This window comes from Pseudomonas sp. EL_65y_Pfl2_R95 (assembly GCF_963971045.1).
Lineage (GTDB): Bacteria > Pseudomonadota > Gammaproteobacteria > Pseudomonadales > Pseudomonadaceae > Aquipseudomonas.
The window spans coordinates 37,746-51,978 of sequence record NZ_CAXAOV010000002.1 but is presented as its reverse complement, the minus strand read 5'-3'; the positions used below and the strand labels follow the sequence as shown (position 1 = coordinate 51,978).

General features: G+C 55.3%; 16 protein-coding genes. 1 reads left to right on the top strand and 15 read right to left on the bottom strand.

Annotated elements, in window-relative coordinates:
• Positions 1-15: 15 nt before the first annotated feature.
• The 12 genes from zapE to AACY09_RS07945 all read right to left on the bottom strand — a co-directional run bounded on the left by zapE (position 16) and on the right by AACY09_RS07945 (position 10,411).
• Positions 16-1,218 (bottom strand): cell division protein ZapE, encoded by a 1,203-nt coding sequence (gene zapE, locus AACY09_RS08000; protein WP_339487162.1) that lies wholly within the window; start codon positions 1,216-1,218, stop codon positions 16-18.
• A 75-nt stretch (positions 1,219-1,293) separates the two neighbouring features.
• The gene (locus AACY09_RS07995) at positions 1,294-1,971 is read right to left on the bottom strand and encodes a type 1 glutamine amidotransferase domain-containing protein (protein ID WP_339487161.1); all 678 of its coding nucleotides are present in this window, start codon (positions 1,969-1,971) and stop codon (positions 1,294-1,296) included.
• 22 nt (positions 1,972-1,993) lie between these two features.
• Positions 1,994-3,031 (bottom strand): NADP-dependent oxidoreductase, encoded by a 1,038-nt coding sequence (locus AACY09_RS07990; RefSeq protein ID WP_339487160.1) that lies wholly within the window; start codon positions 3,029-3,031, stop codon positions 1,994-1,996.
• 316 nt (positions 3,032-3,347) lie between these two features.
• Complete coding sequence (locus AACY09_RS07985; protein WP_339487159.1) at positions 3,348-3,932, bottom strand: TetR/AcrR family transcriptional regulator; 585 nt, start codon at positions 3,930-3,932, stop codon at positions 3,348-3,350.
• 120 nt (positions 3,933-4,052) lie between these two features.
• A complete protein-coding gene (locus tag AACY09_RS07980; RefSeq protein ID WP_339487158.1) occupies positions 4,053-4,334 on the bottom strand; it encodes a DUF427 domain-containing protein in 282 nt (93 codons plus the stop codon).
• Between the two features lie 69 nt (positions 4,335-4,403).
• Positions 4,404-4,847: a peptide-methionine (R)-S-oxide reductase MsrB gene (gene msrB, locus AACY09_RS07975; RefSeq protein WP_339487157.1), complete on the bottom strand. Its 444-nt coding sequence runs from the start codon at positions 4,845-4,847 to the stop codon at positions 4,404-4,406.
• A gap of 342 nt (positions 4,848-5,189) precedes the next feature.
• Positions 5,190-5,843: an HAD family hydrolase gene (locus tag AACY09_RS07970; protein WP_339487156.1), complete on the bottom strand. Its 654-nt coding sequence runs from the start codon at positions 5,841-5,843 to the stop codon at positions 5,190-5,192.
• Positions 5,843-6,832 (bottom strand): ABC transporter ATP-binding protein, encoded by a 990-nt coding sequence (locus AACY09_RS07965; RefSeq protein ID WP_339487155.1) that lies wholly within the window; start codon positions 6,830-6,832, stop codon positions 5,843-5,845. Before AACY09_RS07965 ends, AACY09_RS07970 begins: the two co-directional genes overlap by 1 nt.
• A complete protein-coding gene (locus tag AACY09_RS07960) occupies positions 6,829-7,629 on the bottom strand; it encodes an ABC transporter permease (protein ID WP_339487154.1) in 801 nt (266 codons plus the stop codon). The genes AACY09_RS07965 and AACY09_RS07960 overlap by 4 nt, the downstream gene beginning before the upstream one ends.
• The gene (locus AACY09_RS07955; RefSeq protein ID WP_445323809.1) at positions 7,616-8,449 is read right to left on the bottom strand and encodes an ABC transporter permease; all 834 of its coding nucleotides are present in this window, start codon (positions 8,447-8,449) and stop codon (positions 7,616-7,618) included. The genes AACY09_RS07960 and AACY09_RS07955 overlap by 14 nt, the downstream gene beginning before the upstream one ends.
• Before the next feature lie 17 nt (positions 8,450-8,466).
• Complete coding sequence (locus AACY09_RS07950) at positions 8,467-9,273, bottom strand: alkaline phosphatase family protein (protein WP_339487152.1); 807 nt, start codon at positions 9,271-9,273, stop codon at positions 8,467-8,469.
• 79 nt (positions 9,274-9,352) lie between these two features.
• Positions 9,353-10,411, bottom strand: coding sequence for an ABC transporter substrate-binding protein (locus AACY09_RS07945; RefSeq protein ID WP_339487151.1), 1,059 nt, complete (start codon positions 10,409-10,411; stop codon positions 9,353-9,355).
• A gap of 325 nt (positions 10,412-10,736) precedes the next feature.
• Here AACY09_RS07945 and AACY09_RS07940 point away from each other — a divergent pair, with 325 nt between their 5' ends.
• Entirely contained in the window at positions 10,737-11,453 is a 717-nt protein-coding gene (locus AACY09_RS07940) for a UTRA domain-containing protein (protein WP_339487150.1), read from the top strand.
• A gap of 60 nt (positions 11,454-11,513) precedes the next feature.
• Here the strand turns inward: AACY09_RS07940 and lpcA are convergent, their stop codons facing one another.
• The 3 genes from lpcA to AACY09_RS07925 form a co-directional block, all read right to left on the bottom strand.
• Positions 11,514-12,101, bottom strand: a complete 588-nt coding sequence (lpcA, locus tag AACY09_RS07935; protein ID WP_339487149.1) for a D-sedoheptulose 7-phosphate isomerase — start codon at positions 12,099-12,101, stop codon at positions 11,514-11,516.
• Positions 12,102-12,108: 7 nt separating this feature from the next.
• Positions 12,109-13,398, bottom strand: coding sequence for a M18 family aminopeptidase (locus AACY09_RS07930; protein ID WP_339487147.1), 1,290 nt, complete (start codon positions 13,396-13,398; stop codon positions 12,109-12,111).
• Between the two features lie 76 nt (positions 13,399-13,474).
• Positions 13,475-14,191 (bottom strand): 4'-phosphopantetheinyl transferase family protein, encoded by a 717-nt coding sequence (locus AACY09_RS07925; protein ID WP_339487146.1) that lies wholly within the window; start codon positions 14,189-14,191, stop codon positions 13,475-13,477.
• Positions 14,192-14,233: the final 42 nt, after the last annotated feature.

Sequence of the window (14,233 nt, the reverse complement as noted above, 5' to 3'; positions counted from 1 at the left end):
AAATGCTTTGCGTGTTTACTTTTGAGCACCACCAGTCAATAACAGTTCCCGCTTAACAGAGGGTGAGCCCTGGGTGGGTGAGCTTGCCTCTGGCTCAGCACTGAAGCGTTGTAACTGCATCTCTTGCAGGCGGCTGAGGGTGCGGCGGAAGGCAAACTCCAGATAACCTTCGGTATACAACTCGTTCAGTGGTACTGCCGCTTCAATATACACAGGCACGCGGCGGTCGTAGCATTCATCTATCAGGGCGATAAAACGCCGCACGCTGTCATCAAACACGGCCAAACTGGGCAGCTTGCGGTCACCTGCCTCAATACGCTGTGCGCTGTCCTCGGTGCCACGGGCAATCTTTGCATGACGTTGCTGACCGCTCAGACAAGGCACATCACTGATTAGAATCGTGCTGAATCGATCACACAAGGCAATGTAGTCCTCAGAGCCAAGAGCCTCTACGCAGAGGTCGGCAAAACGACACCAGATCACGCTGTCGGCATGGCGTATCAGCTTTATGTGGCGTTGATTCAGTGTGATCGCTTCGGCGGTGTTTGGCTGCCCCTCACTCAAGCGATTGAAGATCCCGTGCAAGGCGCTTGGGCTGTCATTGGCAGTGAGCCAATAGCGCTGCACTTGTGTGCCCGGATGCAAGCGATGGTCCTGGCCGCCATCCACGTTGACCACCTGCATATTCGCCTCAATGGCGGCGATTGCCGGCAAGAATCGCTCACGGTTAAAGCCGCCTTCATACAGCTGGTGGGGCGGTTGATTGGACGTGCAGACCAGTACTACGCCTTCCTCGAACATCACTTGGAACAGTTTGCCGAGAATTATCGCGTCGCCGATATCATTGACGAAAAGTTCATCAAAACACAGCACCCGCACTTCGTCGCGCAGCTCACAGGCTAGCGCCCGCAGTGGGTCAGCGGTGCCCGTCAACTGGAACATGCGCTGATGGACCCAGCGGATAAAATGATGAAAATGCTGACGCCGGGTCGGTACCTGCAGGCTTTTATAGAATTGATCCATCAACCAGGTTTTACCGCGCCCCACAGGCCCCCACAGATACACGCCGACCGCAGCCGGTTTATCCACTGCGGAGTTGTGCAACGCGTCGTAACAGGCCTGCAGTTGCTCAGCGGCAAACTGCTGTGCGTTGTCCGGCTTGAAGTCCAGTTGATCGATGGCGTGGTGGTAAGCGGCGAGTGGCGGGCGTTGGGTCATGTTTGCGGCTGGCTTTCTAGTTTCTTACGACAGGAACGCCCAGTTTACAACGTCAGCGCAGGCTGGGCGGTTACATCACTGCAGCAGTTTCAATACAGCTTCTGCTGTGGCTTCCGATGAGCCGGGGTTCTGACCGGTAACAAGATGGCCGTCGCCGACCACATAGCTTTCCCAATCAGCCGATTTTGAATAGATCCCGCCTTTCTCCTGGAGCATGTCTTCAACCAGGAAGGGCACCACATCAGTCAGCTGTACCGCAGCTTCTTCGCTGTTGCTGAACCCGGTTACGCTCTTGCCATTGACCAGCGGTTTGCCGTCGACCCCTTTGGTATGGCGAAAAATAGCCGGGGCGTGGCAAACGGCGCTAACCGGTTTACCCGCAGCATAAAAGTCCTCGACCAAGGCAATCGAAGTGGCATCTTCGGCCAAGTCCCAGAGCGGGCCATGGCCGCCCGGATAGAATAAAGCGTCATAGTCTGTGGCGTTTACCGTCTCAAGCTTAACGGTGTTGGCCAAGGCTTTTTTCGTCGCCTCATCGCCCTTAAAACGGTCGGTAGCAGCTGTCTGTGCATCAGGCTCGTCGCTTTTCGGATCGAGCGGTGGTTGACCGCCCTTGGGTGAGGCCAGAGTGATCGCGGCGCCCGCATCTTTAAATACGTAGTAAGGCGCGGCGAACTCTTCGAGCCAGAAACCGGTTTTTTTACCGGTATCGCCCAGGCGATCGTGGGATGTTAAAACCATCAGAATTTTCATATCAGCCTCTTAATAGATGCGCTTAGTCTTCGTTGCCGACTTGAATCACTAACTTGCCGAAATTCTTGCCTTGGAGCAGGCCGATGAAAGCTTCTGGTGCATTCTCCAAACCTTCGACGATTTGTTCGCGGTACTTGATTTTGCCGTCGGCCAGCCATTGACCCATATCGCGGGCAAACTCGTCATAGCGGTGGGCGTAATCATCGAAAATGATGAAGCCTTGAATCTTCAAGCGCTTAGTCAGAATGGTGCGGGTGAGCAGGGTCATGCGGTCCGGCCCATCAGGCAAAGCGGTCATGTTGTACTGGGCAATCAGCCCGCAAACCGGAATCCGTGCGCGGGCATTGAGCAGCGGCAGTACCGCATCGAAGACCTTGCCGCCGACGTTCTCGTAATACACATCGATGCCTTTCGGGCAGGCTTTGGCCAATTGCTCGGCAAAGTCGCTGGCGTGGTGATCGATGCATGCGTCAAAACCAAGCGTCTCAACGGCGTGGCGGCACTTCTCAGGGCCACCGGCGACGCCGACCACATGGCATTGTTTAATTTTGCCAATTTGGCCCACGGTGGCCCCAACAGGCCCAGTCGCGGCGGCTACAACCAAGGTTTCACCGGCTTTCGGTTGACCAATGTCGAGTAAGCCCATGTACGCGGTAAAGCCCGGCATACCCATGATGCCCAAGGCATAGGCAGGGTGTTGCGGGTTGCTGCCTAAGTTGGTCAGGCCCGTGCCGTCCGATACCGAGTAGTCTTGCCAGCCGCTGTAGGACAACACCCAGTCGCCGGTTTTGAAGTCTGGATTATTGGAGCTGACCACGCGGCTTACGGTGCCACCGACCATCACGCCATCGACCTCAACGGGATCGGCGTAAGAGGCAGCGTCGCTCATGCGACCGCGCATATAGGGGTCGAGTGACAAGTACACACTGCGCAGCAACAGCTGATTTTTCTCAGGCGTTGGCACTGGCTTCTGTTCAATTCGGAAGTTCTCTGCGGTCGGCGCGCCACTCGGGCGTGAGGCGAGAACAACTTGGCGGTTCATACTCGTTGATTGCTGCATCTGTGCATGACTCCTGATTGAGTGTGTTGCAGACCTGACTGCAATCCGGCTCAGGCCATATGACTACTTTGTTAGGTGGGCTTTTGGGCCAATCGTTTCAATTATCTCGGGTGCTTCAGCTTAGCTGATGCTCACCATAGAGAGTTATTAGACTGGTCGTCTAGTTTTGGTTCAATTGGATTTCAGATTGCGGCTTGGGAGGGGTTGGAATTGGGTGTCGCATGCGAAGATTGGTCATCGAGGGTCAACCAATCATCGAATGTGCTTGCGAAAATGGTGGATGAAAAGAGCGTCATCCAGCCGATTGGCAGAGGCGTCAGGGCGTGAGCAGTTGTTGCGAGACGCGCATGGCTTGCTGCATGGGTTCGCTGGTGCGGTGCAGCTTGCTCAATAAGCTGGCGCCCAGCCATAACTGGTAGAGCATTGCCGCATTGTCTTTGGCATCAAGGTCGGGCAACGAGCCGTCGGCATTGGCGGCGTCTATGCAGTCAGCCAGACGGCCTATGACTTGATCGGTGCCGTCACGCAGGGTAATGCGCATGCCCTCCGAGAGGTCGGCCACCTCTGCGCTCAACTTCACCACCAGACACTTAGCCTCGCACTGCGGGCCGCTGTAGCCGTCGAGCCAATGCTGCCAATAACCAAGGAGACGTTCGCGCGCGCTAAGCGCCTGATCGGCGAAACGTTCATCCAGTCCGGCGAGATAGTGCTTGAAATAGTCTTCGAGCAGGGCTTGGCCAAACTGCTCTTTCGACTTGAAGTAATGGTAGAACGAACCCTTGGGAATGCCTGCCGTTTGCAGGATTTCACTAAGACCGACACCGGAAAAGCCTTTGCTCGACATGATCTGATGACCGGTGTCGAGTAGGTGCTGGCGAGTGTCGTCGTATTTAGGCTTCATGGACCCTAGCTTAATTGAAACATCGCCCCATGGGCTAGCAGGCAGAAATTAAGCAAGGACGTGTGTCCCATTTTCATTGGCTTGGTTGAGCCTCAGAACGGCAGCAGCTCACGGAGGAGCTTACTCGCTGACCACTACACCTTTCCAAAATGCCACATAGCCCCGAATGTTGGCGGCGGCATCTTTGGGTTCAGGGTAGTACCAAGCGGCATCGGCGTTACGCTGGCCCTCAACCTCAAGGGTGTAGTACTGCGCTTGGCCTTTCCACGGGCAATGACTGCTGTGGTCGCTGGGCTTGAAGTACTGGCTGACAATGGAGTCAGGCGGGAAGTAGGGGTTGCCTTCGACCAATACGGTCGCATCTGACTGAGCAATTACTTTGTTATTCCAGATCGCTTTCATGGTTCAGTCCTCAACCAGATGTGGCGCGAGTTCGCGCCACAGGTACTTGTCACAGGAACTTCGAGAGCGCTAAGCGAGCTTCTTCAAGGAGACAGCGTTCATACAGAAGCGCAAACCGGTTGGCTCTGGTCCATCGGGGAATACATGGCCCAAATGTGCGTCGCAGACATTGCAGGTGTTCTCAATGCGGGTCATGCCGTGGCTTGAGTCCGAATGATAGGCAACCACGTTGTCTTTGATCGGCTGGGTGAATGACGGCCAGCCGCTGTGCGATTCGTATTTGCTGCTGCCATCGAACAGTGGCGTATCGCAGCACACACAACCGTATACACCGGGTTCAAACAGGCTACACATCTGTGAACTATGTGGCCGCTCTGTTCCGGCTTGGCGGGTGACCCGGTATTGCTCAGCGTCGAGCTGGGCGCGCCACTCTTCTTCGGTCTTGGTGACCTTGCGATCAGGCGCTGGGTTGCCGTGGGTGGCGCGAGAAATGACATCGTTCCAGTTATGCATCATAGGCTCCTAGCTAAATATCGATTGTGCAGCCGACTGAGCCAGCTGGGGTAGTCGCATATGTATCGCTATGTTGAACAACTCACTGCAGTGAGTCGCATAACCAACCGGCTGTTGAGCGTCTACGCAGATACAGACGTGTGAATCTGTAAAGTGTTACAAAAAACTGATCTGGCGGCGCGCAGTCCTGCGGCAGGGGGCGGCACGGGGCGATAACCTGTCAACAGGGTACAGCAAGTCATACTGTGTTTGCGGCGAAAAATGGTGGCTGAAAAGAGCGTCAGCCACCCTACAAGAGCGTCAACCACGCAAGCGTCAAGCTGTGTTTAACCTGTATGCGGCTTAGCGCCAGTTGAGGATTGGCCAGTGGGCCTGCTCGGCATATTCCCTGAGCTCCGGATCCGGATTCACCACGCGTGGGTTGTCGACTTGCTTGAGCAGGGGCAGGTCGTTGCGCGAGTCTGAGTAAAAATACGCCCCTTCAAGGGATTCGCCATTGTCGGCAAGCCATTGTTTGAGGCGGGTAACCTTGCCTTCGCGGTAGGTCAGTACGCCTTGGGTGTTGCCGCTGTAGCAGCCATGTTGAATGTCGAGGTCGATGGCCAGCACCTCTTCAACGCCAAGGCGCTGGGCAATTGCACTGACCAGAAAATGCGCAGAAGCGGAGATAATTACAATGCGCTCGCCTGCTTTGCGGTGTGTGGCCAGGCAGCGGGTTGCATCGCTGTGCAAGCGCGGCTCGATCACATCCTCGACAAATGGCTCAACCACAAAGGCCACTTCTTCGGGCGTGCGGCCAACCAGTGGGGAAAGGCTGAACGCCATGTAATCTTCCATCGCCAGTTCGCCTTGGGCATACAAGGCCATCAATTGCTCATCGCGGGCCAGAAAGCTTTCGCCATCGACCCAGCCAATCTTGGCCATTTCAGCGCTCCACAAGCTCGCGCAGTCGCCGTCAATCAAGGTGTCATCTAAGTCAAAAATTGCCAGGGTCATTACGCCACTTCTCGTACGGCTTGCTCATCGATACTGAGGATTATACGTTGGCCTTTGCTGTGCAGGTCGCTCTCGCTGCGATTGAGCACATCGACCAGTAACTCAACTCCCCGTGCTTCTACGCGGTAGCGGATCACGTTGCCGAGCAGGCTGTGGCTGCGGATCTGCGCTTCAATCTCACCGCTGGGGTTGATCGCGATGGCTTCAGGGCGGATGGCCACGCGCGTGCTGAACGTGCGGTCCAGCAGACGGCTGGCAGCATCAGCATCAAGCAGGTTGTAGTTGCCGATAAAACCAGCAGCGAAGGCGTCAACCGGTTCGGAATAGAGGGTTTCCGCATTACCGCTTTGCACGATCTTGCCCGCGTTCATCAAAAAGATGCGGTCACTCATTACCAGCGCTTCTTCCTGGTCGTGGGTGACGAAAATCGTGGTCAGGCCCAACTCTTGCTGAATCTCGCGGATCTGCTCCCGCAAATGCTTACGGATGCGAGCATCGAGCGCAGAGAGCGGCTCATCCAGTAATAACAAGCGTGGCCGGGTCACCAGCGAACGAGCCAGCGCCACACGTTGGCACTGGCCACCGGACAGCTGGTGCGGATAACGATTGGCAAAATCGCTAAGCTCAACCATCTTCAGGGCTTCTTGCACGCGCTCATGCGTTTGTTCTTTTTTTACTTTTTGCATGCGCAGGCCAAAGGCGACATTTTGCTCGACGCTCATATTGGGGAACAGCGCATAGCTCTGGAATACCATGCCGATGCCGCGCTTTTGCGGTGTGACTGGCACCAGGTCTTCGCCGTCGAGCAGAATCTGCCCACCGTTGACTGTGGTCAAGCCGGCAATACAACGCAGCAAGGTCGATTTACCGCAACCTGATGGGCCGAGCAGGGTGACAAATTCGCCCTGGGCGATTTCACAATTGATATCGCTGAAAATTTGCGTGCTGCCATAGCTTTTATGCAGGCTCTGAATGCTCAGAAAACTCATGATTTGTCCTTGTTCAGGCGATTGGCTGCCCAGGTAAATATCAACACAAAGAAGAAATAAGAGATCACCAGCGCACTGTTGAAGTGGCCGCTGCTGTTGCGCATGTTGTTGAGGTAAACCTGCAAGGTTTCATAGCGCGTGCCGACCAGCATGTTGGCGAAGACAAATTCGCCAAACAGGAACGAGAACGACAGAAACAGCGAAACCATCAAGCCTTTGCGCAGGTTAGGCAGAACCACCAGAAAAGCGGCTTTCCAGGTGCTGGCGCCTAGCAGGTGCGCAGCGTCCATCAGGTCTGGCAGGTTGATCGCCTGCAGGTTGTTGGTGATCGCCCGGTACATAAAGGGCAGGGCGATGGTGAAGTAACAGCCAATCAGAATCCATGGCGTACCCACTAACTGCACCGGCCCGGAACCATAGACTTGCAGCAAGCCCACCGATGACACCACGGGCGGCATGGCAAACGGCAGCAGGATGAGGATATTCATCAGTGCGTCGAGTTTCGGGAAGTAGTAATGCACCACAAACAGCAGTGGCAGGATCAATACAGAGGCCAGAAACAGCGCGGCAAAGCAGATCAACAGTGACTGACCAAAAGCCCTGAGGAAACGCGGCTCACCCCATAATTCGAGGTACCACTTGAAGGTCAAACCATCGGGCAAGATGGTCGCCGACCAGCTGGTCGCCAAGGAATACAACAAGGTGCCTGCCAGGGGTAATAGCAGGATTAAAAACAGCAGCCATACGACCACGCGGTGGTAGAGGATGCTGGCGGTCTGGGTCTCAACGCGCGACATGGTAACTCCTCTTCAAAAGCACCTGGTGGACGATGGTAATCAGCGCCATCAACCCGAGCAGGACCATGGACAGGGCGCTTGCCAGGTTCGGATTGAGCGAGATGTCGCCAGAAACCAAGCCGGCGATGCGAATCGGCATGATATTGAAGTTACCTGTAGTCAGGTAATACACCGTGGCATAAGCGCCCAAAGCATTGGCCAGTAAAATCACAAAGGTGCCGAGCAGCGCCGGTGTCAGGACCGGTAAACCGATATGTCGCCAGAAATCCCAGCCGTTCGCCCCGAGCAAAGCGGCGGATTCGCGCCAGTCTTCGCGCAAGGCATCGAAAGCCGGGTAGAGCAGCATCACGCCGAGGGGAATCTGGAAATAGGTGTAAAGGACGATCAAGCCGGTTTTCGAGTACAGGTTGAAATCGTCAATCCAACCAATTTGCTTGAGCAGCAGGGTGATAGCGCCATTGAAACCGAGCAGGATGATAAAGGCGAAGGCCAGCGGCACACCGGCAAAGTTGCTGGTCATGTTGGAGAAGGCTATGACGAAGTCGCGCAACTTAGAATCGACCTGATGCAGCGAGTAGCTGCCGATGATGGCGATGATGATGCCGAACAGGCTCGACCAGAACCCCACCTGCAAGCTGTGTTTGATCGCTTGCAGGTAAAACTTGGAGGAGAAGATTTTTTCGAAGTTGCCCAGGCTCCAACTTCCATCAACGTTAACGCTGTTAAGGCTAATCCAGATCAGCGGGGCGATCTGAAAGGCGAAGAAGAACAGTGCAAAGGGGACAAGGCACAAGGCTGCCAGCCATTTACGCTGTGACAGTCGGGATTTAACAGCACTCACTTAAGCAGTTCCTTGCACAGTGGTTTGTCGTGATCGGCGCCAAGCAGTTGGCAGACCGTGCCGCACAATTCAGTCTGCTTGGGCGCTGCTTGTGGATCAAAGCTAAATGCATCACCAAGAACAAACAGCGGGACTTCGCGTTCTTCAGCCAGCAAACCGTTGTGCGAGCGGTCGTTGTTCATGCCGTGATCGGCAGTCACCAATACTTGATAACCAGCCTCCAGCCAGCGCTGCAAATACTCGGCGAGGATTAAGTCAGCGCGTCTGGCACTGTTGCGATACTGCGCGGAGTCGAGCCCGTGCTTGTGACCGGCATCGTCAATATTCATGGGGTGCACCAGCAGAAAATTCGGTGTGTGCCGGGCGCGTAAATGCTCAGCATCGTCAAACAGGTGCGAGTCAGGGTAGTGATCGGCGTAGTAGAAGTGGCCGTGCTGAATTGCCAGCGTGGCGTCGTCGGTATGGCGATCGCGGGCGGGTACGAATGGCGCACGGTTATAGAGTTCACTCATCCAGTGGTAAGCCGCCGCAGCGGTACTGAGGCCGGCGTCGCGCGCATAGTGAAAGATGCTGCGTTGGTTGCTCAGGCGCACCACATCGTTGTGCACAATGCCACTGTCGATAGGCGAAATACCGGTCATGATGCATTCGTAGAGCGGTCGCGACAGCGAAGGGAGCTCACATTCGAGCTTGTACAGCGCGGCGCGTCCGGCACCGCAATAGGCCTGCAGGTGGCCCATGGCATGCTGGGCGACCTCATAATTCAGGCCATCCAAAATCACCAGGATGACATTGTGTTTCATAGTCGACTCACAGGGTTCTTTATCAAATCAGGGAGACAACTCGCGTTGCCTCCCTGCTGGTCAAGCATGCAAAAACCGCTTATTCCATATTGATAATGACGTTCTCTTGCCACTGTTGCGGCAGTGCCTTGGATGTTGCTTCCCATGCAGCCGCATCCTTGATCGGCTTGACGTTGGCATACTGCTCGTTAGGCAGCAGTTTGGCTTGAACCTCAGCCGGCAGGGTCAGGTGGTCAGCGCGAATTGGCCGCGCATTACCTTTGGCCAGGTTGATCTGACCGGCATCGCTAAGAATGTACTCACGCGCCAATTTGGCTGCATTGGGGTGCTTGGCGTATTTGTTGATGATGGTGGTGTAGCCCGAAATCACCGAGCCGTCAGATGGGATCAGCACCTCAAACCGACTTGGGTCGATGTGATCGCGGTAGCTTAGGCCATTGAAATCCCAGACCACGCCGACTTCGACTTCACCTTTTTCCAAGGTCTGGATTGTTGGGTTCGACAGTGACAAGCGACCCTGCTCGGCAATTGCAGCGAAGAAGTCCAAGCCGGGTTGAATGTTCTTTTCGTCACCGCCATTGGCAATGGCTGCTGCCAGCACGCCGTTTACCGCTTGGGCGGCGGCGCTGACGTCACCAATGGCAACCTTGTACTTACCGTTTTTCAGGTCTGCCCAGCTTTTAGGCACATCTTTAACCAGCTGCTTGTTGACGATAAATGCAATCGAGCCCGTGTAGGCGAGCATCCAATGGCCATCTTTGTCTTTGGCCCACTCTGGAATCTGGTCCCAGTTTGTCGGTTTGTAGGCCTGGGTTACCCCTTGTTGCACGGCGATAGGGCCGAATGCGGCGCCGACGTCACCAATATCTGCGGTGGCATTGTCTTTTTCGGCGGCGAACTTGGCGATTTCCTGCGCCGAGCTCATGTCGGTGTCGAGGTGTTTGAGGCCGTAGGTTTTGTTTAGATCAGCCCAGGTGTCTTTCCAGTTGGCCCAGCTGTCCGGCATGCCGACGCTGTTCACTTCGCCCTCAGTGCGAGCAGCCTGCTCGAGTGCTTTGACATCTGTATCCGCAGCCATCGCGTGTGTCGCCATGGCGATGGCCGAACCCATCAATGTAGCTAGCAGCAGTTGTTTCATTGGAAACTCCCTTGCAATTGAGTGTTGGTCTAGATCAGCAATACCCGAGCCAATTTAGGCGGAAAAAATGACAGTTTTATGTCCTCCGCCACTGCTTATTGTTAGTACCCTTTGGCCGCGTGCCGCTCTTCAAGCGTAGACCATGGATAAGTCGCTGTTTTAAAAGATCATATTTACCCATCTTGCTGGCACGAGAGGTGCTTTGCCTCTACCTGTCATCTAGCCGTCATCTAGACTGCCTAGGCTTGCTGCAAATGTTGAGCGGATTGAATGAAGTATTTAATGCCCCGAAACAGGGCTGGACTAGTCCAAAAGGAACACCTTGATGCGTGAGGTAACACCGCGGGCCGTTACGACTATCTGTCGTGCGCTGGAAGAGCAGATTGAGCATGGCTTACTCGCATCCGGAAACAAGCTGCCCGCCGAGCGCAAGTTGAGTGAGTTGTTCGCCACGACACGCATTACATTGCGCGAGGCCTTGGGCCAGTTAGAAGCGCAGGGGCTGGTGTACCGTGAAGAACGTAGGGGCTGGTTTGTTTCGCCCGCACGGGTGGCTTACAACCCACTGGTGCGCAGTCATTTTCATGCGATGGTTGCCGAGCAGGGTCGTGAGCCTGCTACCGAGGTATTAAGTGCGCGGTTGATACCGGCCAATGCCGAGATTTGTCAGATACTGGGGCTATCTGCACTGACCAGCGTGATTCAGATTCGCCGCGCGCGGCGCATTGACGGGCGCTTGGTGCTCTACGTTGAACACTATTTGAATCCGGTATATTTTCCGGCGATTCTTGAATTTGATCTGACCCGGTCTTTGACCGAGCTTTACGCCAGGCAATATCAGATTCGCTACGGACGGGTGCGGTTTGACATGGTACCTACAGCGCTGCATGCCGATGCGGCGAGCAGCTTGAGGGTGGCGGTAGGGAGTCCGGCGTTGCGCATTACGCGAGTCAATCGTGATCAGCATGATCGCTTGATTGACTGCGATCTTGAATATTGGCGCCATGACGCCATCCACGTCAGCGTTGAAGTGCCGGATTGATCGTCGGGGTGGGTGACGCTTTGTTCGCCCACCCCGGCATCTGCAAGGCTTGAAATAGCGTTATGCGTAGTTTTCCGGGCTGAGCTTGCGCTCGATCAGCTCGATCAGGATATGCACAACCTTGATATGCAACTCCTGAATACGGTCGGCATAGTTGCCTCCCGGTGCGCAAATGCAAACATCTGCCAGTTCTTCCAGCTTGGAACCGGGTTTGCCCGTCAGGCCGATGACCTTGACCCCAAGCTGCTTCGCTGCAGCGACTGCATTGAGCACGTTGGGGCTTTTGCCACTGGTGCTGAATGCCAGCAATACATCGCCTTCACGGCCGTGGGACTCGATATAACGCGAGAAAATGTATTCGTAGCCAAAATCATTGGCCACGCAACTTATATGGCTGGCATCGCTGATTGAAACTGCGGCGATGCCTGGGCGATTGCCACGGTAACGACCGGTAAGCTCTTCAGCAAAGTGCATGGCGTCGCACATTGAGCCGCCGTTGCCGCAGGAGAAGGCTTTACCCTTATGCTCAAAGCTGTCGACCAGCATTTGTGCAGCCCGCTCGATATTTTGCAGGGTCTGCTCATTGTTGATGAAGTTGTCCAGCGCACTTTGCGCTTCCAGCAGGCTGTTGCGAATGTGCTCGATCATATGGGCCTCAAGGCAGCTCAGGGCTGCTGTAGAACGCACTCAGAACTTTAACCAGATGCGCCAAGTCATGGCTGCCGGCAAGCTCGCGGATTGAGTGCATGGCAAAGGTTGGCAAGCCAATATCAACGGTACGAACACCCAGTTGGCTGGCGGTGATTGGACCTATGGTCGAACCACACGCCATGTCACTGCGCACCACAAAGCTCTGTACGGGTACTTCGTTTTCCAGGCACAGGTGGCGGAAAAAACCTGCCGTTTCACTGTTGGTGGCGTAGCGCTGGTTGCTGTTGATTTTGATCACGGGACCAGCATTTAGTTTTGGCCCGTGATTCTCGTCATGTTTGTCTGGATAGTTCGGGTGAATACCGTGAGCGTTGTCTGCAGATACAAGCAGCGAGCGTTGAATGCTGCGCACGAAGTCTTGATCATTAGGAATCACCCGGCGCAGTACTTGCTCAAGCATCGGCCCATCCGCGCCGCAGGCTGAGCTAGAGCCGATTTCTTCGTGGTCGGTGCAGACCAATACGCAGGTTTCGGCATCGCCAGCACTCAGCAGCGCTTGCAGCCCGGCATAACAAGACAGCAAGTTGTCCAGACGCGCCCCAGCGATGAAATCACGGTTAAGCCCGATCACCGCAGCGGGCTGGGTATCGTAAAAGCTCAGTTCGTAATCAAGTACGGCGTCGGCATTCAAGCTGTGCTCAAGCGCCAGTTGGTTAGCCAGCATGGCGCGAAAATCAACCGGTTCAGTGCCGGCAACCTGAGCCAGAATCGGTGGCATCTCGATTTGCTTATTGATTGCCCAACCACTGTTAGCATCACGGTTAAGGTGGATCGCCAGATTAGGGATGACTGCAATTGGCAGCTCAAAGTTGATCAACTGGCTTTCAACCTTGCCGTCGCGGCGGAAGGTGACACGCCCGGCTAAGGACAGGTCGCGGTCAAACCAGGGGGCGAGTAATGCACCGCCGTAAATTTCGACACCCAGTTGGAAAAAACCATGGCGTTGCAACTCTGGGTTGGGTTTAACGCGCAGGCATGGGCTGTCTGTGTGGGCGCCGACCAGGCGGATACCGGCTTCGGTCAGCGGGCGCTTGCCAACTTTGAAGGCAATGATGGCCGAGTCATTACGCGTGACGTAATACTGGCCACCGGCTTCGGTGTGCCAAGTATCGCGCTCATCCAAGCGCTGGTAGCCCGCAGCTTCCAAGTGAAGCGCAAGGTTGGTAGTAGCATGGAAGGGCGTTGGCGAGGCTTTGAGAAAGTCGATCAAGCCTTGATTCAGTTCGTCGCGCATAGGTGCTCCTGGCAGCAATGAGCAGAGTTTATCGGATTTGCGCGCAGGAGGGGATTAACTAAGGCTACTGAGGTGATTAAGTCGGGATATGGACCAGGCTGAGCTGGTGATTGCCAACCCGGCAAAATTGCCCTTCGACCTCATGCCCGGCACGCCAGTGTTGATTCAAATCGACGAGCAGGCGCAGGCGCGCTTTTCCCTGATCGCCGCCGTCGCAACTGATCAGTTCCGCGTCCTCAAAGTAAAAGCGTTTCAACACCAAGGGGTAAAGGGCTTTGAACAGGCTTTCTTTGAGCGAGAATGTCAGGCTGATCCGCCAGGCTTGCTGCTGGGCACTTTCGTCGGCGATCCGCTGTAGTTCTGCCGGGGTTAGAATTTCCTTGGCCAACCGTGTCGCCCGTTCAGTGCTCAGTGGGCACTCAATGTCCAGGCCAACGCCGCGCCAGTGGCTGACGTCGGCGACAATGGCGGCTGCCAGGCCGCGACCGTGAGAGATCGAACCACTGATACCTGTTGGCCAGACAGGGGCGCGGTCTTCGCCTACTTCTGGCACGCTTGCGACCCCGGTAACCTGATACAACGCCTCACGCGCGCAAAGACGGCCAGCAAGGTATTCAGTCTGGCGCTTGGCAACGCCGCGCACAGGGGCAATCCCGCAGCGATCAAACACCGTGGGATCAAACAGGCCGGGGTCAAATTGAGTGCTGATCAGCCGCGTATTGGGTAAGTGCAATGGCAAAGGCCAGTGATCACTGAGGGCAGTACAGCAGTTTGGGATATAGCGTTCATTCATCTGTGCATTCTGCACTGTGTATAGCCGCAGTTCTAGGTAAAG